Consider the following 20322-nt stretch of genomic DNA (forward strand, 5'->3'; position numbering starts at 1 on the left):
CGGCGGGCTCGATTGACCCTCGGACGGCCACCCGCAATCGCCCTGGAGGCAGCTCATGTCGTCAAGCGCCTATGTCGCGCTTTCCGCCCAGATGGCGACGGAACGTCGTCTCTCGACCGTCGCGAACAATATCGCGAATGCGAATACGGCCGGTTTTCGCGCCGAGCATATCCGCTTCGAGACCCTGGTGTCCCAAGCGGGCGGACGTTCGGTTGCGTTCACTTCGGCCGGCGAGACCTATACCTCGCTGCGGTCGGGGCCGGTGAATTACACCGGCAATCCACTGGATGTGGCGATCCAGGGCGAGGGCTGGCTCGCCGTGAAGGGGCCGGACGGCACCGCCTATACCCGCGACGGGCGCATGCACCTGGATGACCAGGGCCAGCTCCGGTCGGTCAATAATTATCCGGTGCTGGACAATAGCGGCGGACCGATCACGCTCAATCCGGCGGCCGGGCCGATCGGCATCGGCTCGGATGGCAGCATCACCCAGGCTGGTAATACCGTGGGCTCGATCGGCGTCTTCACGATTCCCGCCTCGGCCAAGCTCACGCGTGGTGAAAACTGCACGGTCATCCCGGATGGCCCGACAGAACCGGTGCGCGATTTCACCCACAACAAGGTCGCGCAGGGCTATGTCGAGGGTTCGAACGTCGATCCCATCATGGAGATGACGCGCCTCATCATGGTGCAGCGCGCGTTCGAGCAGGCGGCGACCGCCATCCAGCAGAGCGAAAACGGCACCGATTCGGCCATCCGCACCCTCGGCCCGACATGATCGCCCGCGCTTGCTTTCGCCCGTGCGCGGGGACGTGGATATGAATGCCCTCCTGACGCTGCGCGCGACCCTGGAATCGGGGCTGGAGGACAGCCCGCCGGTGCGTGTCGGCGGTGTCGTACGCGAGGTGGCGCCGACCCATTTTCGCGTCTGCGGCCTCTCGCATTTGGTAAAACTCGGCGAGCGCGTCGGCATCGACGTGGACGGGCGCATGCGCATCGGCGAGGTGGTGCGCGTGGACGATGCGGGCGCGGTGGTGAAGCCGTTCGACGAGCGCGCCAGCATCGGCGTCGGCGCCACGGCCTATCGCATCGGACCGCTCACCCTGGCCCCCGATTCCAGCTGGAAGGGGCGGGTGGTGAACGCCCTCGGCGTTCCTCTCGACTCGCGCGGGCCGTTGATCCGGGGCGCGAGGCGCATGCCGCTTGATGCCCAGCCGCCCGCCGCCATGAACCGCAACCGCATCGAAAAACCACTGCGCACGGGGGTGCGGGTGATCGATATCTTCACCCCCATCTGCGAGGGCCAGCGCATTGGCATCTTTGCCGGCTCAGGGGTTGGCAAATCCACGCTGCTGTCCATGTTTGCCGGCTGTTCGGGCTTCGATACGGTGGTGGTCGCCCTGGTGGGCGAGCGCGGGCGGGAAGTGCGCGAATTCCTGGAAGGTCCGCTCGCGCCCAATCGCGACAAGGCGGTGGTGGTGGTTTCCACCAGCGACGAGAGCCCCATGATGCGGCGCCTCGCGCCCCAGGCGGCGCTGGGGATCGCGGAATATTTCCGCGACCAGGGCGAATCGGTTCTGCTGATCGTCGATTCCGTCACCCGCTACGCCCATGCGGCGCGCGACGTGGCCCTTGCCGCCGGCGAACCGGCGGTTGCGCGCGGCTATGCGCCGAGCGTCTTTTCCACCTTGCCGAAGCTGCTGGAGCGCGCCGGGCCCGGCCCGCAGGGCGCCGGCAGCATTTCCGGGGTGTTCTCGGTTCTGGTGGACGGCGACGACCACAATGACCCCGTTGCCGACGCCATCCGCGGCACGCTCGACGGACATATCGTGCTCGACCGCGCCATCGCCGACCAGGGCCGCTTTCCCGCGGTGAACGTGCTCGGCTCCATCTCCCGCCTCGCCGATCTGGTCTGGACCCGCCCGGAGCGGGATCTGGTGCAGAAGCTCAAGGGCATGATCGCGCGGTTCGAGGATACGCGCGACCTGCGGCTCATGGGCGGCTACCAGCCCGGCAGCGACCTCGAGCTCGACCGCGCGGTGGAACTGGTGCCGCGCATCTACGAGAGCCTGCGCCAGGACCCCCATTCGCCGCCTAGCACCGACCCGTTCCGAGAGCTGGCCGAGGCGATCCAAGGCTGAGCCCCGGCAGTTTCACACAAGCTAGTTTTGATCAGATGGCCCGAAGGGTGGCCCCCAAGGCTAGCCCGGCCGTTCCGGCGTCGCGCCAAACCGAGGACAGAGATACATGAGCCTTTATGGAATGCTGCGCACGAGCGTGTCCGGAATGAATGCCCAGTCGAACCTGCTGAGCACGGTTTCGGACAATATCGCCAATTCCGGTACTGCCGGCTACAAGAGTTCCTCGACGGAATTCTCCTCCCTGCTGCTCCAGACCGACAGTTCTTCCTACGAATCTGGCTCGGTGGTCACCGATGTGCGCCACGCGATCAGCAAACAGGGCAACCTGTCCTATTCCGGCACGTCCACGGATCTTGCGGTGCAGGGCAACGGCTTCTTCATGGTGCAGGACCCCTCGGGCCAGACGCTGCTGACGCGTGCCGGCGGGTTCCAGGTGGATGCCGCCACCGGCAATCTCACCAACAGCGCCGGGCTGACGCTGATGGGCTACGACATCGCGGACGGCAAAAGCCCGAACGTGGTGCTGAACGGCGCCGGCGGCCTTGCGGCGATCAATCTGCAGAACACCAAGCTGGCCGCCAATCCCTCCACCACAGGTGCGTTCGCGGCCAATCTGCCGTCCAACGCGGCGGTGGTCGCGGCGCCGACGGCGGGCGCCAATTTGGTTGCGTCCTCGTTCAGCCAGAAGTCCTCGCTTGTGGCCTATGACAATGTGGGCAACCAGGTGACGCTCGACATCTTCATGAGCAAGACGGTGGCCACGCCCGCCACCTGGGAAGTCGCCGTGTTCGACCAGGCGGATGCCCCCGCGACCGGCAATTTTCCCTATTCCAGCGCCGCTTTGGCCACCCAGACGCTGACCTTCGACACCTATGGCAATCTCGCATCGGGCGGCTCGATCAGCCTTGGCGTTCCCGGCGGCCAGACCCTGGCCATCGACATGAGCGGCATGACCCAGCTCGCCGCCAATTACACGCCGCTGACCGCGAGCGTGAACGGCAATGCGCCGAGCTCGGTCGCCGGCGTCACCATCAACAAGGACGGCACGGTCTACGCGACCGATTCCAACGGACGCCAATCGGCCATCTTCAAGATTCCGCTGGCCACGGTGGAGAGCCCTGACCACCTCACGCCGGTGGCTGGCAATGCCTTCATCGCCAACCAGGAATCGGGCGCGGCGCAGGTCGGCTTCGCCGAGACCGCCGGGGTGGGTAGCGTCATTTCCGGCGCCACCGAACAATCCAACGTCGATATGGCCTCGGAGCTGACCAAGATGATCGTCGCCCAGCGCGACTATACGGCCAACTCCAAGGTGTTCCAGACCGGCACGGAATTGCTCGACGTGCTGATGAACCTGAAGCGGTGAGCGTCTTTCTTTTTCCTCCTGACCCTGCGAGTGCGTTATGAGCCTGACGACGGCTTTCAATACCGCGCAGTCTTCGCTGCTCACCACGGCGACACAGATTTCCACGTCGGCCCGCAACGTGGCCGGCGCGGGAGATCCCGCGGCCTCGCGCAAGATCACCGTCACCACCACCACGGCGGACGGGTCGGCGCGGGTCGTCAACATCACGCGCGCCAGCGACAACCTGCTCTATGAGCGCACGCTCGGCGCCACCTCGGCCAGCGCGGGACAGCAGGCGATCTTGCTGGGGCTCGGACAGCTGAAGCTGACCGTGGGCGACACCACGGACACCACCTCGCCGGCGGCCAAGCTCGGCGTGCTCGACAATGCGCTGAACACCTATGCCAACGCACCCGACAATACCACCCTCGCCACGGCGGTGGTGACGGCGGCCAAGGATGCCGCCATCGGCCTCAATGCCGCGACCTCCACCGTGCAGCAATTGCGCGGCACCTCCGACAGCAAGATCGCCGACGCGGTGAGCCAGGTGAACGACCTGCTGGCCCAGTTCCAGGCGCAGAACACCGCGGTGGTGCTCGGCAGCGAAAACGGCACCGACGTGACCGACGCGCTCGACAAGCGCGACGCGATCCTCTCCCAGATCGCCGAGAAGATGGGCGTCACCACGGTGACCCGCGCCCATAACGACATCGTGGTCTATACCGACAGCGGCGCCACTTTGTTCGAGACCACGGCCCGCGCCGTCTCGTTCAAGTCCACGCCGGTGTTCGATGCCGCCACCACCGGCAATTCGGTATTCGTGGACGGCGTATCGGTCAGCGGCCCCTCGGCCGCCATGCCCTTGCAGAGCGGCGAAATCGCCGGGCTCGCGCGGGTGCGGGATTCCCTGACCGTCACCTATCAGAACCAGCTGGACGAGATGGCGCGCGGCCTGGTCGCGACCTTTGCCGAGAGCGACCAGACCGGCGGTGGCGCGCCGACGCTGCCCGGCCTCTTCACTTCCGGCTCGGCGAGCGTGCCGGGCGTGCTCACGCCCGGCCTTGCCGGTACGATCGCGGTCAATTCGGCCTTCGACTCGACGGTCGGCGGCAGCCCCGCTTTGCTGCGGGACGGCGGCGCGAACGGCGCGGCCTATGTCGCCAATACCACCTCCGCCGCCGCCTACAGCGTCCGCCTGCAAGCCACCGTGACGGCGCTGGAGGCGGCGCGGAGCTTCGATCCCGCCGGACAGCTGTCCTCGGGCACCGATCTTGCGACCTTCGCGGCGGGCTCGGTGAGCTGGCTGGAGGCGCAGCGGCAGAGCGCGTCCGCGGCCTCCGACAGCGCGCGCGCCGTGCTGTCCCAGGCGTCCAATGCCCTGTCCACGATCACCGGCATCAATCTCGACCAGGAATATGCCGCGCAACTGGAGCTGGAACGCAGCTACCAGGCCTCCTCGAAGCTGATCGGCGTGATCGGGCAGCTTTATGATTCCCTCTTCGCGGCCATCAGGTGACTGAGATGATGAGCTCCTACATCTCCACGCTCGCGTGGACGAACACCGCGCTGAACACGCTGCCGAAGCTGCAATCGGATATTTCCAAGGTGAACGCCGAGATCGCGACCGGCCGCCACGCCGACGTGGGGCTGACGCTGGGTATCACCACCGGCCGCAGCGTGGATCTGCACATCAAGGAAACCGCGGTTCAGTCACTGATCGACGGCAATGCCCTGACCACGAACCAGCTCAGCCTCACGCAGAATGCGCTGACCGACGTGTCCAACACCGCGAACAGCTTTCTTCAGAACCTGATGTCGGTGCCCGATACGTCCGGCGGCGCGGCCTCGCTGGAGGCGCACGGGAAAACCTCCATGAGCGCTCTCACCGCCACGCTGAACACCAGCGACGGCAAGCGCTTCATCTTCGCCGGCGTCAACAGCGCGGTGAAGCCGGTGGCGGACTACGGCGGCACGCCGAAGACCGCGCTCAACGTCGCCTTCGCCGCCAAGTTCGGGCTCGATCCCGTCGATCCGCAGAATGATCCGAAGATCGCGACCATCGCGCCCGCCGCCATGTCGAGCTTCCTCGACACCGAGTTCGCGGCCATGTTTACCGATCCCGCCTGGGGCGCCAACTGGTCGTCCGCGTCGAGCGAAAACCTCACCAGCCGGATCTCGCAGAACGAGCGGGCGACCGTCTCCACCAATGCCAACACGCAGCCCATGCGCGATCTCGCCATGGCCTATGCCATGGTCGGCGAACTCGGCATCGGCAGGATGTCCGCGAGCACGCTTCAGGTGGTGCTCGACAAGGCCCGCATCGTCGTGGGCGCGGCGATTTCCGGCGTCACGGACACCCAGGCGGCACTCGGCGTCACCGAGCAGCGCGTCGCCACCTCGAACGAGAGCATGATCCAGGTGGTGGGGGCGACGCAGGCCCAGATTTCCGCCCTGGAAGGGGTGGACCCGGCGGAAGCCAAGACACGCATGGATACGCTGACGACGCAGCTCCAGATGTCCTACGCCACCACCGCCAAGCTCATGCAACTGAGCATTCTCAATTACGTCTAAGCAGCCGGAGGAGGGCGCGATGTATCGGTTTTCATATGACGAGATCTTCGAAGAATCGGGTGCCGTCACGCGCGAGCGCGAGCGCATGGCGCTCGACCATGCGATCGAGTTGCTGACGGTGGCCGCCAGCGCCGGCCCCAATTCGCGCGAGGCGACCGCGGCGCTAGAATATCTCCAGCGGCTGTGGGCATTCCTGATCCGCGACCTCGCCAATCCCAACAACGAGCTGGCGGAAGCGCTGCGCGCGAACCTCATTTCCATCGGCCTGTGGATGCTGAAGGAAGCCGACCAGATCGTGCAGGACCGCTCGCAGAATTTCGCCGGGCTGATCGACATCAACCGGACCATCCGGGACGGGCTGAGATGAGCAAGACGATGCAGATCAGCCTGCGCCCGGGCGAGAAGATCTACATCAATGGCGCCGTGCTGCGGGTGGACCGCAAGGTCACCGTGGAATTGCTGAACGACGTGACCTTCCTGCTGGAAAGCCACGTGATGCAGGTGGAAGACACCACGACGCCGCTGCGGCAGCTCTATTTCGTCGCCCAGGCGATCCTGGTCGACCCGGTGAATGCCGCCACCGCGCGCACCTTGTTCTTCCAGCAGCTGGCGGCGCTGTTCGGCTCGTTCTCGAACCCGACCGTGCTGCTGGCGCTGGACGGGATCGCCCAGCTGATGGAAGGCGGGCGCACCTTCGAGGCGCTTCGGGCCTTGCGGACCCTGTTCCCGATCGAGGACGAGATCCTGGGACGCGGCGCCCTGCCGCCGCGCGCCGCCTGAGGCCGAAGTCGGCCTCGCGCAACCTTCATGGGGCATTGAAGGGGCAGGAGGATCTCAGATGACAGCGATTTCCGGCCTTCAGGGCGCCGCGAGCACCAACCAGACGGCCAATACGTCTTCCGGCAAGCCGGCGAGCGTGGATTATAATTCCTTTCTCCAGCTCCTGGTCGCCCAGCTGAAGAACCAGGACCCGACCTCGCCGATGGATTCCACGGCCTACATGTCGCAGCTGGCGTCCTTCTCGCAGGTGGAACAGAGCATAGCGAGCAATTCCAAGCTCGATTCCCTGCTCTCCGCCACCGCGCTCCAGACCGCCGACCGGGCGCTCGGCCGCACGGTGACTTCGGCCGACGGCTCCGTGAGCGGGCAGGTGGCCTCGGTGCAGATCACCTCCGCCGGCCCGGTGGCGACCCTCTCCAACGGCTCGACACTCGTCCTCGGCGCCGGCGTCACGCTGTCCTGACATGAACCAGGCCGATGCGCTGGACGTGGTCCATGCCGCGATCTGGACCATCATCGTCGCCGCCGGCCCGGCGGTCGCGGCCGCGATGATCGTCGGCATCCTCATCGCCTTGCTTCAGGCGCTGACGCAGATCCAGGAGGTCACGCTGACCTTCATACCCAAGATCATCGCGGTGCTCGTGGTGGCCGCGCTCACCGCATCCTTCATGGGCTCGCAGATCCTCGCCTTCACGGAAGGCATCTACGGGCGTATCGCCACCGGCTTCTAAAATTATCACGACACGGCCGAGGTCTGAATTTCAGCCTGGCGCTTCATGTCTGCCTCGGGGGAGGGGCTTGTAACGATGTCTGACGTTCCGGTCAGGACGGGGGGCGCCTTGCCCGCGCAATCACGGCGCGATATCGGCTTTGCCATCGGCGTTATCGCGATCATCGCGGTATTGTTCGTTCCTGTCCCGCCGTTCTTGATCGACATCGGACTTGCCTTGTCGATCGCGATTTCGGTGCTGATCCTGATGGTCGCACTGTGGATTCAAAAGCCGCTCGATTTCTCCGCATTTCCGACCGTGCTGCTGCTTGCGACCATCCTGCGCCTGGCGCTCGGGGTGGCGACCACGCGGCTCATCCTGGCCAAGGGCGCCGATGGCGTGAATTCGGCCGGACATATCATTCACGGCTTCTCCCAGCTCGTCATGAGCGGCGATTTCGTCATCGGCATCGTGGTGTTCATGATCCTGGTGACGGTGAACTTCCTGGTCATCACCAAGGGCGCGACCCGCATCGCCGAGGTGGGCGCCCGCTTTACGCTCGATGCCATCCCCGGCAAGCAGATGGCGATCGACGCCGATCTCAACGCCGGCCTCATCACCGACAAGGAAGCCCAGACCCGGCGCAGCGAGCTGGAGGAGGAGAGCGCCTTCTTCGGCTCCATGGACGGCGCCTCGAAATTCGTGCGCGGCGAGGCGGTAGCGAGCCTGATCACCATCGCCGTCAATATTTTCGGCGGCATCATCATCGGCGTGACGCGCCATGGTCTGCCGCTCGGCGAAGCGGCGGACATCTACACGCGCCTCTCGGTGGGCGACGGCCTGGTGTCGCAGATTCCCGCGCTGATCGTTTCGCTCGCCGCGGGCCTTCTGGTGTCGAAGGGCGGCACGCGCGGCCGGGCGGAAGTCGCGGTGCTTGGGCAGCTCGGGGCCTATCCTCGGGCGCTGTTCGTCTCCGCCGGCATGATGTTCGGCCTGGCGATCATGCCGGGCCTGCCGTTTATCCCATTCGCGCTGCTGGGCGCGACCATGGCGTTCGTCGGCTATGCCATCCCCCGCAAGCTGGCGCGCCAGCGGGCCGCGGAAGAGGCCAAGCAGCAGGAGAGCGACGAGCAGGCGGCGCGGGACGTACAGAATTCGGTGAAGGAATCCCTGCGCACGGCGGAAATCGAGGTCGGCATCGGCAAGCAGCTGTCCGGCCAGGTGCTGCGCCTGCCGGTGGAGGTGCAGAACCGCATCGCCAAGATGCGCCGCAAGTTTGCGCTGCGCTACGGCTTCGTGGTGCCGGACATCCGCATGACCGAGAGCCTCAGCGTTCCGGCCAAGAATTACCAGATCCGCATCCACGGGACCGTGGTCTCCTCGCAGGAAATGCGCATCGGTGAGTTGCTGGTGGTGCTGGGCGACGGCGCGCGGCCGGACGTGCCGGGCGACGACACGCGCGAGCCGGCGTTCGGCATGAAGGCCATGTGGATCCCGGAGGCCTATGCCGGCGAAGTCAAGCGCGAGGGCTTCTCCCCCATCGACAATATCAGCGTGATCCTCACCCATCTCAGCGAGGTGATCGCCAACAACCTGCCGCAGCTCCTCTCCTACAAGGACATGCGCAACCTGCTCGATCGGCTCGATCCGGAATATAAGCGCCTGATCGATGACATGTGCCCGGCCCAGATTTCCTATTCCGGGCTCCAGGCGGTGCTGAAATTGCTGCTGGCGGAGCGGGTCTCGATCCGCAACCTGCATCTGATTCTGGAAGCCATCGCTGAGATCGTGCCCCATGCCCGCCGCTCCGAGCAGGTGGCCGAGCATGTGCGCATGCGCATGGCGCAGCAGATCTGTGGCGATCTCGCCGAAGGCGGCGTGCTGCGCGTGCTGCGGCTCGGCGGCAAGTGGGATCTCACCTTCCATCAGAGCCTCAAGCGCGACGCCAAGGGCGATGTGGTGGAATTCGACATCGACCCGCGCCTGGTGGAGCAGTTCGGCATGGAGGCCGCGACCTCGGTGCGCGAGCATCTGCGCGAAGGGCGCCCGTTCGCGCTGGTCACCGCGCCGGATGCGCGCCCCTATGTGCGCATGATCATCGAGCGCATGTTCCCCGCGCTGCCGGTGCTGTCGCACGTTGAGATTGCGCGCGGGGTGGAGGTGCAGTCCCTCGGGACCATTTCATGAATGCGCTGGCGGCCGAGGGCGTGATCTCGGCGTTCCTCATCTTCTGCCGCATCGGCGGCTGCCTGATGCTGATGCCCGGGGTCGGCGGGCGGCATCTGTCCCCCCAGTTCCGCCTGTTCCTGGCCATCGGCCTGTCGCTGGCCTTCGTGCCCCTGCTCCAGTCGAGCGTCGAGGGCTTCGCGCGCGAGGCGGGTTCCTTCGCCTTGCTGGGCGCGATCGGGTCGGAAGCCGCCACCGGCGCCATGATCGGCCTGCTGGCGCGGATCTTCTTTCTCGCCCTGCAATCCATGGCCAGCGCCATCGCCCAGGCGATTGGCCTTGCCTCCATGGCCGGGACGATGATCGAGGACGACGAGGCGCTGCCGCCCGTCGCCACCTTGCTCGCGTTCAGCGCGACGACCTTGCTGTTCATCAGCGACCAGCATCTCGAGCTGGTCCGCGCGCTGTTCGACAGCTATCGCCGCCTTCCGCCCGGCACCGTGTTCACCGCCCGCCTCGGGCTGAGCGACGTGGTGGACCAGCTCACCACCGCCTTCCTGCTGGCGCTGCGGATCGCGAGCCCGTTCATCGTCTATTCCATCATCGTCAATTTCGCGGTGGGCATCACCAACAAGTTCACGCCTCAGCTTCCGGTCTATTTCATCGCGACGCCGTTCATCACAGCGGGCGGCATGCTGTTGCTGTATGCGACCGTGGATCAATTGCTCGCCGGGTTCATGATGGCGTTCAGCCAGTGGCTGGCGGCCGGTTAGAGCCGGATCCGCCCATATCGACTCGCCCAAGGCGAGTCGATATGGGCGGTGAATCCGCCTCTATTCAATAAGTGAGAGGGCGATTCACCGCCCATAGGGAACCACCAAGTGGTTCCCTATGGGCGGATCGCGCTCAAGAGGAGGGCAGGGGCGCCATGGGCGATCGTCGGGCAACCACCAAGCGTATCGTCGCCGTGCGGGCGCAGATGCACCGCACCGCCGAATGGGAGCTCGCCCGCATCCGGCAGGAGCAGGCGGCGCTTGAGCGCAATCGCGCCAGCGTCATGGAGACGCTGAACAGCGCCATGTTCGGCCCGCTCCTGGTGGACATGGTCTCGCGCACCTTGAAGCGGCTCTCGCAGGAGGCGGCACGTCTCGCGGCCGAGGAGGCCACGCAGGCCGAGCGCGTGCAGGCGCAGGCTTTCGCGCTCAAACGGGCCGAGCGCATGGCCGAGCGGGTGGTCCGCGAAACGCGCGCGCACGAGGATCGCAAGGCCTTTCAGGAACTGACGGAATCGGCGGCGCTGCGGCCCGGCGCGGCGGCATCGAAGGATGCAAGCCTCACATAAGCAAGCCCCCGCAAACTGCCCCGATCGAAACACCGTTTGATGATCGGGCCATGGGCATTCAACTCACCACAGACATTGTGATGGACGTGGTCAAGGCCGGCAATCCGGCCCGCACCCAGAAGATCACATCGAACCTCAAGGCGCTCGGTTCGGGCTTTTCCCAGGCGATGAGCCAGGAGGGCGGGATCGGGCCGGCGAACGGGTTGGCCTATGCGCCCACGTCCGCGGTCGGACTTCAGAATGCGACCGCGCTGACAAAGACCTCCGCCGCCGGCGGATCGGCGGCCACCGCCTATCGCAAATTTGAAAGCATGGTGCTGTCGCAATTTGTGCAGGCCATGCTGCCGAGCCATGCCGCCGCCGTCTATGGCAGCGGCAATGCCGGGCAGATCTGGAAGTCCATGCTGGCTGAGAAGGTCGCCGACCAGGTGGCCAAGCATGGCGGCATCGGCATCGCGGACCGCATCGCATCGGCCCAGGCGCGGGTCACCCCGTCGGCTGCCGCCGCGCCCTCGCTCCCGGTCGCATCCGCGACCGGCTCCGCCGCCTCGGCCTGAGGATGCGCCAGATGAGACACGATGAGTCCACCGTCCTGCCGCGTCTGCTGAGCCCGGAAGGCCCCGCGCGCGAAACCATGATCGCGGCCCTCGACCGGCTCGAAGAGATCATCGACCAGGAAACGGGCTCTCTCGAAGCTCATCTGCCGATCGATCTGCACGAGGTCAACCGCCGCAAGAGCCGCAGCCTGCTGGAGCTCAGCCGCGCCAGCCGGGCGCTGCCCCGCGAGGCCGATCCGGTGGTCGCCCTGCGGCTCGGCACGGTGCGGGAGAAGCTGGCCCGCAATCTCTATCTTCTGTCGGTCAATCTTGCGGCCTCGCAGGAAATCAGCGGCATCCTCGCCACGGCGCTGCGCGACGCGGAATCCGACGGCACCTATTCCAGCACGCCTTCCAAGGACGGGGCCTGAGCGATGGTGCGCTTCATCATCATCGGCCTGTGGGTCTGCGTGGTCGCGCTCGGCTCCAGCTACGGCGCCGCCTATTGGGCCGCCGGGGCGGCCAGGGCGAAATCTACCGAACCTTATATGCCGGGGCTCGAATACAAGCGTCTTCCTGCGATCACCGTGCCGATGATTATCGACGGCCGGGTGAAGGGCTATGTGCTTGCCAAGCTGGTCTTCACCGCCGATGCGACCGCCTTGCGCCAGCTGCCGCTGGATCCGGCGATCTTCGTGGTGAACGACGCCTTTTCGGAGATCTACAACAACGGACGTATCGATACCGGGAAAATCTCAAAATACAATATCAAGGACATGATGGATCGCATCAAAGCGAGCACGAATGCGCATCTAAATGGCGACGTTATTCAAGAAGTGCTCGTGGACTCCATCAATTACATCGACAAGACCGACATGCGGGCGGCAAGTGGAAGCAATGCGCCCGTGAAGCCGGCAGAATCCACCGCGCCGCCCAAGGCAGCGCACTAGCAATACGAGGGCGAACCGTGAAGATCATTGGGAAAATCTACAGCATCGTCGGTGTGCTCGGGTGCGCGACAGCGCTGGTGTGCGGCGTCTCCCTCTGGGGGCTCAGCCGGGAGGCGGACATTGCCGCGAACATCGCCCAGGCGTCGCGCCGGGCGTTCCTGACGGAACAGCTGAACGGCGACGTGACCGCTGTGGTGATGGAATCGCGCGGCCTGTACATGGCGACGGACCAAAATGGCGTCAAGCAGTTTGCCGCCGGCCTCACCAGTGCGCTGGATCGGATCGACGCCAAGGTGGCCGAGCTCAAGACTTCGACGCCGCCCGCCGATGCCGCGACCTTCGCCCGCGCCGTCGCCGATCTCGCCAAATTCCGCGAGTTCCGCTCCGAGACCGTCCGCGTCGCCCTGGCCGAGGGTCCGCAGGCCGCGAACCTCCAGGGCAATACCCCGGAAAATCGAAGCAATCGCAAAGCATTGCAGGAATCCCTGCGCACCTTTACGGCAAAAATCCAGGGCACCTTGGCCCCCATGCGCGCCGAGCAGGAGGCCGTGCAGGACAGCGTCCAGGCGATAGTCATCGCGATCTTCGTCGTCGGCCTCGCGGTCGGCATCGCGATCGCCCTGTTCATCGGCAATCGCATGCTCAGCGGGCCGATCGTCCGGGTGTCCCGCACGCTGCACGCGCTCGCCTCCGGCAAGCTCGACGTCGCCCTGGAGGAGCCGCGCGGAAAGGATGAGATCGCCGATCTGTGGAACAGCACCAAGCAATTGGTCGCGAAGCTTCGGGCCGCCGACGATCTGCGGGCGCATCAGGAGGCGACCGCCACGCGGGTTGAGACCGATAAGCGCGCCGCCATGGAGCGCCTCGCGGACCAGTTCGACGCCGAGGTTTCCGGTGTGGTGCGCACGGTCGCGGATGCCGTCACCCTGCTGGAGCGCAATGCCAGCTCGATGAGCACTTCGGCGGCCGAGACCAGCCGCCAGTCGACCATCGTCGCCGCCGCCGCCGAGGAGGCGACCGGCAATGTGCAGACCGCCGCCTCCGCCGCCGAGGAGCTTGCCGCCTCGGTGCGTGAGATCGGCGCCCAGGTCTCCTCCGCCGCGAAGATCGCCGGCGAGGCGACCGACCAGGCCAGCGAGACCGCCGAAGTGGTGCGCGGCCTTGCCGCCAGCGCCGCGCGCATCGGCCAGGTGGTGAACCTCATCACCGACATTGCCTCGCAGACCAATCTGCTGGCGCTGAACGCCACCATCGAGGCCGCGCGGGCCGGGGAAGCTGGCCGCGGCTTCGCCGTGGTGGCCCAGGAGGTCAAGACCCTGGCGGAGCAGACCTCCAAGGCCACCGACGAGATTTCCTCGCAGATTTCCGCCGTCCAAGGCGCCACCAATGAGGTGGTGAAGGCGATTGAGGGGATTTCCGGCACCATCCGGCGCATCGATGAAATTTCCACCGCCATCGCCACCTCCATCGAGGAGCAGGGCGCGGCGACCGGGGAAATCGCCAAGAACGTGCATCAGGCGGCGCGTGGAACGCAGGAAGTGTCTTCCAGCATCACCCACGTCAGTGCCGTGGCGGCCACCACCGGCAAGGTCTCCGGTGACATCGTGCACGCCGCCACGGATCTGTCCTCGCAGGCCGCGACCCTGCGCCGGCAGGTGAACATCTTCATCGAGCGCGTGCGGGCGGCCTGATCGGCCCTGCCGTCTCGCGCGGGACGGGCATCACCCGTCCCGCGACCGAAATCCGAGGCCGGCGATCCGGCCTCCACCGAGCACGCTCCCGTGCGCCGGGCGTCTCCAAAGCGAGGCGCGCGGCGCGGTCCGGCCTTGCCGTTGTTCCGGCGTCGCCGGGCGGCGTCGCGGGATGCCTGAACTGCCTGTCTTCGACCCGGAGTTGAACCCATGGACGATCTGCTGCGAGAGTTCCTGACTGAGACGAATGAGAGCCTCGACGTCGCGGACGTCGAGTTGGTGAAGTTCGAGCAGGACCCGAACAACGCTCAGATTCTCAACAATATCTTCCGCCTTGTGCATACCATGAAGGGGACTTGCGGCTTCATCGGCCTGTCGCGCCTCGCGACGCTCGCCCATGCCGCCGAAACCTTGATGGACCAGTTCCGCCAGGGGATACCGGTGACCACCGAGGCGGTCGGCCTGGTGCTGATCACGGTGGACCGGATCAAGGAAATCCTGGTCGAGATCGAGGCGTCGGAGGGCAGCGAGCCGCCCGGTTCGGATGAGGATCTGATCTCCCAGCTGGACGCGCTCTCCGCCGCTCCGGCCGCCGCCGTCGCCGCGCCGCCCCTGGTGCCCGCAGACCCTGTCGTCGCCCCCGTCGCTGCGCCCGTTGCCGCGCCCGTCAAATCCATGATGAACGGCGCCGCCGCGCCCGTCAGCGAGCCCCGGCAAGGGGTTGCGGCGGTGATGCACCAGCTGGAGCGCGCCTTGAAGCCGGGCGAAGTCTCGCTGGATGAATTGGAACGGGTGTTCCGCGAAACCGCCGTCGAGGTGCCTGCCGCCCGGGCGAAGCTCGCGGAATTGGACAAGGCCGCCGCGTCCGCCGCCGCGTCCGCCGCCGCGTCCGCCGCGCTTCCCGCGGTGCGCGACGTTGCGCCCGCCGCCGATCCCGAAGCCAAGAGCGTCCGCGCGGAAGACCATGCGCTCAGCGTCTCCAACCAGTCTATCCGCGTCAACGTGACCTTGCTCGAACACCTGATGACCATGGTGTCCGAACTGGTGCTGACGCGGAACCAGCTGCTCGAAATCGCCCGCCGCGACGAGAGTTCCGATTTCAAGGTCGCCCTCCAGCGGCTTTCCAACGTGACCGGCGAGTTGCAGGGCGCCATCATGCGCACCCGCATGCAGCCGATTGGCAATGCCTGGCAGAAGCTGCCCCGCATCGTGCGCGACCTCGCGCAGGAACTGGGCAAGCATATCGAGCTGGAGCAGATCGGCGCGGAAACCGAGCTGGACCGGCAGGTGCTGGAGCAGATCAAGGATCCGCTCACCCACATGGTGCGCAATTCCGCCGACCACGGGCTGGAGACCACCGAGGAGCGCCGCCGCGCGGGCAAGCCCGACAAGGGCACGATCCGCCTCTCCGCCTATCACCAGGGCGGTCATGTGATCGTCGAGATTTCCGACGACGGCAAGGGCCTCGACGTGGCCCGGATCAAGGCCAAGGCGCAGGAAAACGGCCTCGCCACCGCCGCCGAGTTGGCCAAGATGCCGGATTCGCAGGTGTTCCGCTTCATCTTCGCCGCCGGCTTCTCCACCGCCGCGAAAATCACCAATGTCTCCGGCCGCGGCGTCGGCATGGATGTGGTGCGCAGCAATATCGAGGTGATCGGCGGGGCGGTGGATGTCACCTCCCGTCCCGGCGCCGGCTGCACCTTCACCATCAAGATCCCGCTGACCCTCGCCATTGTCCCGGCGCTGATCGTCGAGGCCATGGGCGAGCGGTTCGCCCTACCGCAAAGCTCGGTGGTGGAGCTGGTGCGCGTGCAGCCCAATTCCTTCCACCAGGTGAAGCGCCTGAAGGATGCGCCGGTGCTATGCCTGCGCGAGAAGCTGCTGCCCATCGTTCCGCTCGCGCAATTGCTCGGCATCGCCGACGAGGGCAAGGAGCAGAAGTTCGATGACGCGCTGATCGTGGTCTTGCAGGTGGGCAACCAATTGTTCGGCGTGGTGGTGGACGCGGTGTCCCACACCGAGGAAATCGTCGTGAAGCCCATGGCCTCGGTGCTGCGCCAGCTGCCCATGGTGTCGGGCAGCACCATCCTGGGCGATGGCCGGGTGATCATGATCGTGGACCCGGTCGGCCTCGCCAAGGTCGCCGCCTCGCCCGACGAGACCCTCGGCTCGGACCTGCACAACACCGCCGCCGCCGCGACCGCCGCGCAGGGCCAGACGACGCCGCTGCTGCTGATCCGCGCCGGCTCGGACGAACTGAAGGCGGTGCCGCTCTCGCTGGTGACGCGCCTGGAGGAACTGGAGGCCACCAAGCTGGAGCATGTGAACGGCCACCCGGTGATCCAGTATCGCGGGGCCCTGATCCCGATCGTCTATGTCAACGAGAAGGTGAAGCGCGCCGCCAACGGCACCCAGCCGATGCTGATCTTCTCGGACGAGGGGAAGACCATGGGTCTGGTCGTGGACGAGATCGTGGACGTGGTGGACGCCCACCTTGACATGCAGCTGTCCTCGGATGCGGAGAACCTGCTGGGCGCGGCGATCATCGACGGCCAGGCCGCCGAGATCCTCGATGTCGGCCATTATATCGACCAGGCCTTCGGCAGCTGGTTCAAGCGCCTCTCCGGCACGCGGGACAAGCCCGGCGGCAAGCTGCTGGTGGTGGATGACAGCGCCTTCTATCGCAACCTCATCGAGCCGGTGCTGAAGGGCAACGGCTTCGAGGTGACGGCGTGCGGCTCGGCCCGCGAGGCGCTGGACCGGCTCGGCGGCGAAACCCGCTTCGACATCATCGTCAGCGACGTGGAGATGCCCGGCATGGACGGCTTCCAGTTCGCCCAGGCGGTGCGCGGCGATCCGCAGATCCGCAACGTGCCGATCATCGCCCTGGCGAGCGAGGGGGCCTACGATTTGGTCGAGCGCGGCCGTGCCGCCGGCTTCACCGACTACATCGCCAAGTCCGATCGCGCGGGCCTGATCGCCGCGCTCAAGGAATTCACCGGCGCCATCCATGGAGAAGCGGCATGAGCCAGCACGTCGTCATCAAGCAGGACGTGAGCCCCGGCGGCTCGCAATTCGTCACCGTCCGCATCGGGCCGCAATTGTTCGGCCTGCCCATCGAGGCGGTGCAGGAAGTGTTCGTGCCCGATCACATCACCCATGTCCCGCTCTGCATTCCGCAGATCGAGGGGGTGCTGAACCTGCGCGGCCGCATCGTCACCATGGTGAACATGCGCCGCCTGCTGAGCCTCCCCGACGGCGGACGCGCGAGCATGGCCGTCGGCATCGAGCACAAGGGGGAATCCTACGGCCTCATCATCGACACCATGGGCGAGGTGATGATGCTCGACAACGCCTCGCGCGAGGCCAACCCCACCAATCTCGACCCGCAATGGGCCGGGCTTGCCACCGGCGTGCATCGCCTGCCGAGCGAGCTTCTGCTGGTGCTGGATGTCGAACTCGCCCTGGCGCGCCTCACCACCGACCGCGCGGCGTGATGCCCGGCCACCCGACAGGATGAACCCATGAAGACTTGCCTTGTGGTCGATGATTCCGGCGTCGTGCGCAAAGTCGCGCGGCGCATGCTGGAAGATATGTCCTTCAGCGTGACCGAGGCGGCGAACGGTCTCGAAGCCCTCGCGGCGTGCGACATCGCCTTGCCGGACGTCATCTTGCTGGACTGGAACATGCCGGTGGTGGATGGCCTCGGCTTCCTCACGCGGCTGCGGTCGCTGCCGGCGGGCCTGGTCCCGCTGGTGATCTTCTGTTCGACCGAGAACGATCCCCACCACATCGCGACGGCGATCGCTGCCGGGGCGAACGAATACATCATGAAACCTTTCGATTTCGATCTGCTTCGCGAGAAGCTGGAGGAAGTCGGCGCATTGGAAAAGGCAGTGACATGAGCCCGCAGGCGTCGACAACCCCAGGAACCCTGCCCGCCGGTGGACCCATACGCGTAATGATCGTCGACGATTCCGTGTTCGTCCGCGGCATTATTTCCAGCTGGCTCGATAGCGATAAGAGCTTCGAGGTGGTGGCCACCCATTCCAACGGCAAGCGTGCGGCGGACGATGTGGTGCGCACGGCGCCCGATGCCATCATCCTTGACTTGGAGATGCCCGAAATGGACGGCCTCACTGCCCTGCCGCTGATCCTGGAGCGCCGGCCCAATACCGTGGTGCTGGTCGCCTCGGCGCTCAGCCGGCGCGGTGCCGAGATCAGCATGAAGGCGCTCAATCTCGGCGCCGCCGATTATCTCGCCAAGCCGAATGCGGACCGCGGCAGCATCGCGGCGGAGGAGTTCCGCTCTGAACTGCTCGGCAAGCTGCGCGGACTGGTCGATCGCGCGCGTCGGCGCGGCGCGTTCCCGGCGGGCGGCCCTGCCGCCGCACCGCCGCGCACCCTCGCGGCGTCCGTATCCGCTGCCGCATCCGCCGTCGTTTCCGCGCCGGCTGTGTCTCCGGCGGTCCTCAAGGCGCCGGCTACGCCCTCGCCGTCGCCGATGACACGCCCGGCCATTTCCACCGCCCCGCCTCCCGTGACCGGTGCGGGCGCGCCACCGAAGACGGTGCGCAAGCGCCCCTATTCCATGTCGCCCGTGGAGATCATCGCGGTCGGCAGTTCCACCGGCGGGCCGCAGGCCCTGACGCGCATCTTCACCGATTTCGGCGCCGCCATCGCCAATGTGCCGGTGGTGATCGCCCAGCATATGCCGCCCACCTTCACCGCCATCCTGGCCGAGCATGTGGGACGCGCAGCGGCCCGCACGGCCGCCGAGGGCGTGGACGGGGAGGTCCTCAAGCCCGGCCGGATCTATATCGCGCCCGGCGGCAAGCACATGCTGGTCGCCAAATCGGGCAACGATACCGTGATCCGCCTGTCGGACGGGCCGGCGGTGAATTTCTGCAAGCCGGCGGTTGACCCGCTGTTCGACAGCGTGGCGGCGATCTACGGCAGCCATGTGCTCGCCATCGTGCTGACCGGCATGGGCAGCGACGGGGCCAAGGGCGCGGGCATGATCGCCGATGCCGGCGGCAGCGTGATCGCGCAGGACGAGGAATCCAGCGTCGTCTGGGGGATGCCGGGGGCCACTTATGCGGCCGGAAACGCCAGCGAGCTGATTTCCGTGAGCAATATCGGCGCCAAGGTCACGCGCCTGCTGATGGGGGGACGGGCATGATTTCCGCAGTCGATTTCGAGTCGATTTCCAGGTTCCTGAAGCTCCATTCCGGGCTGATCCTTGGGATAGACAAGCAATATTTGTTGGAAAGCCGCCTGTTGCCGCTGTTGCGGAAGTTCGAGCTTGCCGATTTCGCCCGCCTGGCGGCGATCCTTCGCGAGCAGCCGTCCGGCGTCATTGCCGAGGCGGTGCTGGAGGCTATGACCACCAATGAATCGCTGTTCTTCCGCGATAAGTCGCCGTTCGAGCACTTCACCAAGATCATGCTGCCAAGCCTGAACGCGACGCGCCGTCCGGGCGAGCCGCTGCGCATCTGGTGCGCCGCCGCCTCCACCGGGCAGGAGCCCTATTCGATCGCCATGACGCTGCTGGAAAACCCGCACCTCACGGGCGGGCGAAGGGTGGAAATCGTCGGCACCGATTTGTCTGGCGAGGTGCTGGAGCGCGCGCGCTCGGGGCGCTACACCCAGTTCGAGGTTCAGCGCGGCATGCCGGTGCAATTGCTTCTGAAATACTTCGAGAAAGACGGCGACAACTGGCAGGTGAAGCCGAACCTGCGCTCCATGGTGGATTATCGCAAGCTGAACCTGCTGCATAATTTCAGCCATCTCGGCGCGTTCGACATCGTGTTCTGCCGCAACGTGCTGATCTATTTCGACGCCGCCACCAAGAGGGACATCCTCGGCCGGGTCGCCCGCATCACCCGCCCGGACGGCTATCTGCTGCTGGGTGGCGCGGAAACCGTGCTGGGGATTTCGGACGCGTTCCGTTCGGTGCCATCGCAGACCGGCTATTATGTGCCGAACGTGCCGGCCATGGCGGGCGCTTAGAGCCGGATCCGCGCACGGGCGCCACGGCTGGCGATACAGGAAAAGGGCGCCGCTGGGGCGCCCTTTTTGCGTTCGCTC

The 20322-nt window shown here is 66.2% G+C and carries 21 protein-coding genes; all 21 read left to right on the forward strand.

Annotation, left to right across the window (positions count from 1 at the left end; all coding sequences use genetic code 11):
• The first annotated feature begins 55 nt into the window (after positions 1-55).
• Positions 56-778, forward strand: coding sequence for a flagellar basal-body rod protein FlgF (gene flgF / locus V5G24_RS08445; protein WP_394084800.1), 723 nt, complete (start codon positions 56-58; stop codon positions 776-778).
• A gap of 40 nt (positions 779-818) precedes the next feature.
• Positions 819-2141, forward strand: coding sequence for a flagellar protein export ATPase FliI (gene fliI, locus V5G24_RS08450; RefSeq protein WP_394084801.1), 1323 nt, complete (start codon positions 819-821; stop codon positions 2139-2141).
• A 106-nt stretch (positions 2142-2247) separates the two neighbouring features.
• Positions 2248-3507: a flagellar hook protein FlgE gene (locus V5G24_RS08455; RefSeq protein ID WP_394084802.1), complete on the forward strand. Its 1260-nt coding sequence runs from the start codon at positions 2248-2250 to the stop codon at positions 3505-3507.
• A 37-nt stretch (positions 3508-3544) separates the two neighbouring features.
• A complete protein-coding gene (flgK, locus tag V5G24_RS08460) occupies positions 3545-5002 on the forward strand; it encodes a flagellar hook-associated protein FlgK (RefSeq protein WP_394084803.1) in 1458 nt (485 codons plus the stop codon).
• 5 nt (positions 5003-5007) lie between these two features.
• A complete protein-coding gene (locus V5G24_RS08465) occupies positions 5008-6057 on the forward strand; it encodes a flagellar hook-associated family protein (RefSeq protein ID WP_394084804.1) in 1050 nt (349 codons plus the stop codon).
• 19 nt (positions 6058-6076) lie between these two features.
• Complete coding sequence (gene flaF, locus V5G24_RS08470; RefSeq protein WP_394084805.1) at positions 6077-6424, forward strand: flagellar biosynthesis regulator FlaF; 348 nt, start codon at positions 6077-6079, stop codon at positions 6422-6424.
• Entirely contained in the window at positions 6421-6837 is a 417-nt protein-coding gene (flbT, locus tag V5G24_RS08475) for a flagellar biosynthesis repressor FlbT (protein WP_394084806.1), read from the forward strand. The genes flaF and flbT overlap by 4 nt, the downstream gene beginning before the upstream one ends.
• A 58-nt stretch (positions 6838-6895) precedes the next feature.
• Complete coding sequence (gene flgD / locus V5G24_RS08480) at positions 6896-7300, forward strand: flagellar hook assembly protein FlgD (protein ID WP_394084807.1); 405 nt, start codon at positions 6896-6898, stop codon at positions 7298-7300.
• A gap of 1 nt (position 7301) precedes the next feature.
• Positions 7302-7568, forward strand: coding sequence for a flagellar biosynthesis protein FliQ (fliQ, locus tag V5G24_RS08485; RefSeq protein WP_394084808.1), 267 nt, complete (start codon positions 7302-7304; stop codon positions 7566-7568).
• 75 nt (positions 7569-7643) lie between these two features.
• Positions 7644-9734 carry a flagellar biosynthesis protein FlhA gene (gene flhA, locus V5G24_RS08490; RefSeq protein ID WP_394084809.1) on the forward strand — a complete coding sequence of 697 codons (2091 nt, stop codon included), beginning with the start codon at positions 7644-7646 and terminating at the stop codon, positions 9732-9734.
• Positions 9731-10486: a flagellar biosynthesis protein FliR gene (gene fliR, locus V5G24_RS08495; RefSeq protein ID WP_394084810.1), complete on the forward strand. Its 756-nt coding sequence runs from the start codon at positions 9731-9733 to the stop codon at positions 10484-10486. Before flhA ends, fliR begins: the two co-directional genes overlap by 4 nt.
• Positions 10487-10641: 155 nt before the next feature.
• Positions 10642-11055 carry a hypothetical protein gene (locus V5G24_RS08500; RefSeq protein ID WP_394084811.1) on the forward strand — a complete coding sequence of 138 codons (414 nt, stop codon included), beginning with the start codon at positions 10642-10644 and terminating at the stop codon, positions 11053-11055.
• 50 nt (positions 11056-11105) lie between these two features.
• Positions 11106-11612: a rod-binding protein gene (locus V5G24_RS08505; protein ID WP_394084812.1), complete on the forward strand. Its 507-nt coding sequence runs from the start codon at positions 11106-11108 to the stop codon at positions 11610-11612.
• A gap of 11 nt (positions 11613-11623) precedes the next feature.
• Entirely contained in the window at positions 11624-12022 is a 399-nt protein-coding gene (locus tag V5G24_RS08510; RefSeq protein WP_394084813.1) for a flagellar protein FlgN, read from the forward strand.
• A gap of 3 nt (positions 12023-12025) precedes the next feature.
• Positions 12026-12541, forward strand: coding sequence for a hypothetical protein (locus V5G24_RS08515; RefSeq protein WP_394084814.1), 516 nt, complete (start codon positions 12026-12028; stop codon positions 12539-12541).
• A gap of 17 nt (positions 12542-12558) precedes the next feature.
• Positions 12559-14232, forward strand: a complete 1674-nt coding sequence (locus V5G24_RS08520; RefSeq protein WP_394084815.1) for a methyl-accepting chemotaxis protein — start codon at positions 12559-12561, stop codon at positions 14230-14232.
• A gap of 210 nt (positions 14233-14442) precedes the next feature.
• A complete protein-coding gene (locus tag V5G24_RS08525) occupies positions 14443-17259 on the forward strand; it encodes a hybrid sensor histidine kinase/response regulator (RefSeq protein WP_394084816.1) in 2817 nt (938 codons plus the stop codon).
• Positions 17256-17729 carry a chemotaxis protein CheW gene (locus tag V5G24_RS08530; RefSeq protein WP_394084817.1) on the forward strand — a complete coding sequence of 158 codons (474 nt, stop codon included), beginning with the start codon at positions 17256-17258 and terminating at the stop codon, positions 17727-17729. Before V5G24_RS08525 ends, V5G24_RS08530 begins: the two co-directional genes overlap by 4 nt.
• Positions 17730-17756: 27 nt before the next feature.
• Entirely contained in the window at positions 17757-18137 is a 381-nt protein-coding gene (locus V5G24_RS08535) for a response regulator (RefSeq protein WP_394084818.1), read from the forward strand.
• A gap of 56 nt (positions 18138-18193) precedes the next feature.
• The gene (locus V5G24_RS08540; protein ID WP_394084819.1) at positions 18194-19414 is read left to right on the forward strand and encodes a protein-glutamate methylesterase/protein-glutamine glutaminase; all 1221 of its coding nucleotides are present in this window, start codon (positions 18194-18196) and stop codon (positions 19412-19414) included.
• Positions 19414-20244, forward strand: coding sequence for a CheR family methyltransferase (locus V5G24_RS08545; protein WP_394084857.1), 831 nt, complete (start codon positions 19414-19416; stop codon positions 20242-20244). The genes V5G24_RS08540 and V5G24_RS08545 overlap by 1 nt, the downstream gene beginning before the upstream one ends.
• Positions 20245-20322 lie beyond the last annotated feature (78 nt).

The sequence above is a fragment of the Roseixanthobacter finlandensis genome (genome assembly GCF_043195105.2).
Lineage (GTDB): Bacteria > Pseudomonadota > Alphaproteobacteria > Rhizobiales > Xanthobacteraceae > NCEH01.

What these genes read in the sequence shown, in the direction of transcription:
- flgF (WP_394084800.1), top strand. Translation starts at nt 56, where the DNA reads ATGTCGTCAAGCGCCTATGTCGCGCTTTCCGCCCAGATGGCGACGGAA.
- fliI (WP_394084801.1), top strand. Translation starts at nt 819, where the DNA reads ATGAATGCCCTCCTGACGCTGCGCGCGACCCTGGAATCGGGGCTGGAG.
- V5G24_RS08455 (WP_394084802.1), top strand. Translation starts at nt 2,248, where the DNA reads ATGAGCCTTTATGGAATGCTGCGCACGAGCGTGTCCGGAATGAATGCC.
- flgK (WP_394084803.1), top strand. Translation starts at nt 3,545, where the DNA reads ATGAGCCTGACGACGGCTTTCAATACCGCGCAGTCTTCGCTGCTCACC.
- V5G24_RS08465 (WP_394084804.1), top strand. Translation starts at nt 5,008, where the DNA reads ATGATGAGCTCCTACATCTCCACGCTCGCGTGGACGAACACCGCGCTG.
- flaF (WP_394084805.1), top strand. Translation starts at nt 6,077, where the DNA reads ATGTATCGGTTTTCATATGACGAGATCTTCGAAGAATCGGGTGCCGTC.
- flbT (WP_394084806.1), top strand. Translation starts at nt 6,421, where the DNA reads ATGAGCAAGACGATGCAGATCAGCCTGCGCCCGGGCGAGAAGATCTAC.
- flgD (WP_394084807.1), top strand. Translation starts at nt 6,896, where the DNA reads ATGACAGCGATTTCCGGCCTTCAGGGCGCCGCGAGCACCAACCAGACG.
- fliQ (WP_394084808.1), top strand. Translation starts at nt 7,302, where the DNA reads ATGAACCAGGCCGATGCGCTGGACGTGGTCCATGCCGCGATCTGGACC.
- flhA (WP_394084809.1), top strand. Translation starts at nt 7,644, where the DNA reads ATGTCTGACGTTCCGGTCAGGACGGGGGGCGCCTTGCCCGCGCAATCA.
- fliR (WP_394084810.1), top strand. Translation starts at nt 9,731, where the DNA reads ATGAATGCGCTGGCGGCCGAGGGCGTGATCTCGGCGTTCCTCATCTTC.
- V5G24_RS08500 (WP_394084811.1), top strand. Translation starts at nt 10,642, where the DNA reads ATGGGCGATCGTCGGGCAACCACCAAGCGTATCGTCGCCGTGCGGGCG.
- V5G24_RS08505 (WP_394084812.1), top strand. Translation starts at nt 11,106, where the DNA reads ATGGGCATTCAACTCACCACAGACATTGTGATGGACGTGGTCAAGGCC.
- V5G24_RS08510 (WP_394084813.1), top strand. Translation starts at nt 11,624, where the DNA reads ATGAGACACGATGAGTCCACCGTCCTGCCGCGTCTGCTGAGCCCGGAA.
- V5G24_RS08515 (WP_394084814.1), top strand. Translation starts at nt 12,026, where the DNA reads ATGGTGCGCTTCATCATCATCGGCCTGTGGGTCTGCGTGGTCGCGCTC.
- V5G24_RS08525 (WP_394084816.1), top strand. Translation starts at nt 14,443, where the DNA reads ATGGACGATCTGCTGCGAGAGTTCCTGACTGAGACGAATGAGAGCCTC.
- V5G24_RS08530 (WP_394084817.1), top strand. Translation starts at nt 17,256, where the DNA reads ATGAGCCAGCACGTCGTCATCAAGCAGGACGTGAGCCCCGGCGGCTCG.
- V5G24_RS08535 (WP_394084818.1), top strand. Translation starts at nt 17,757, where the DNA reads ATGAAGACTTGCCTTGTGGTCGATGATTCCGGCGTCGTGCGCAAAGTC.
- V5G24_RS08540 (WP_394084819.1), top strand. Translation starts at nt 18,194, where the DNA reads ATGATCGTCGACGATTCCGTGTTCGTCCGCGGCATTATTTCCAGCTGG.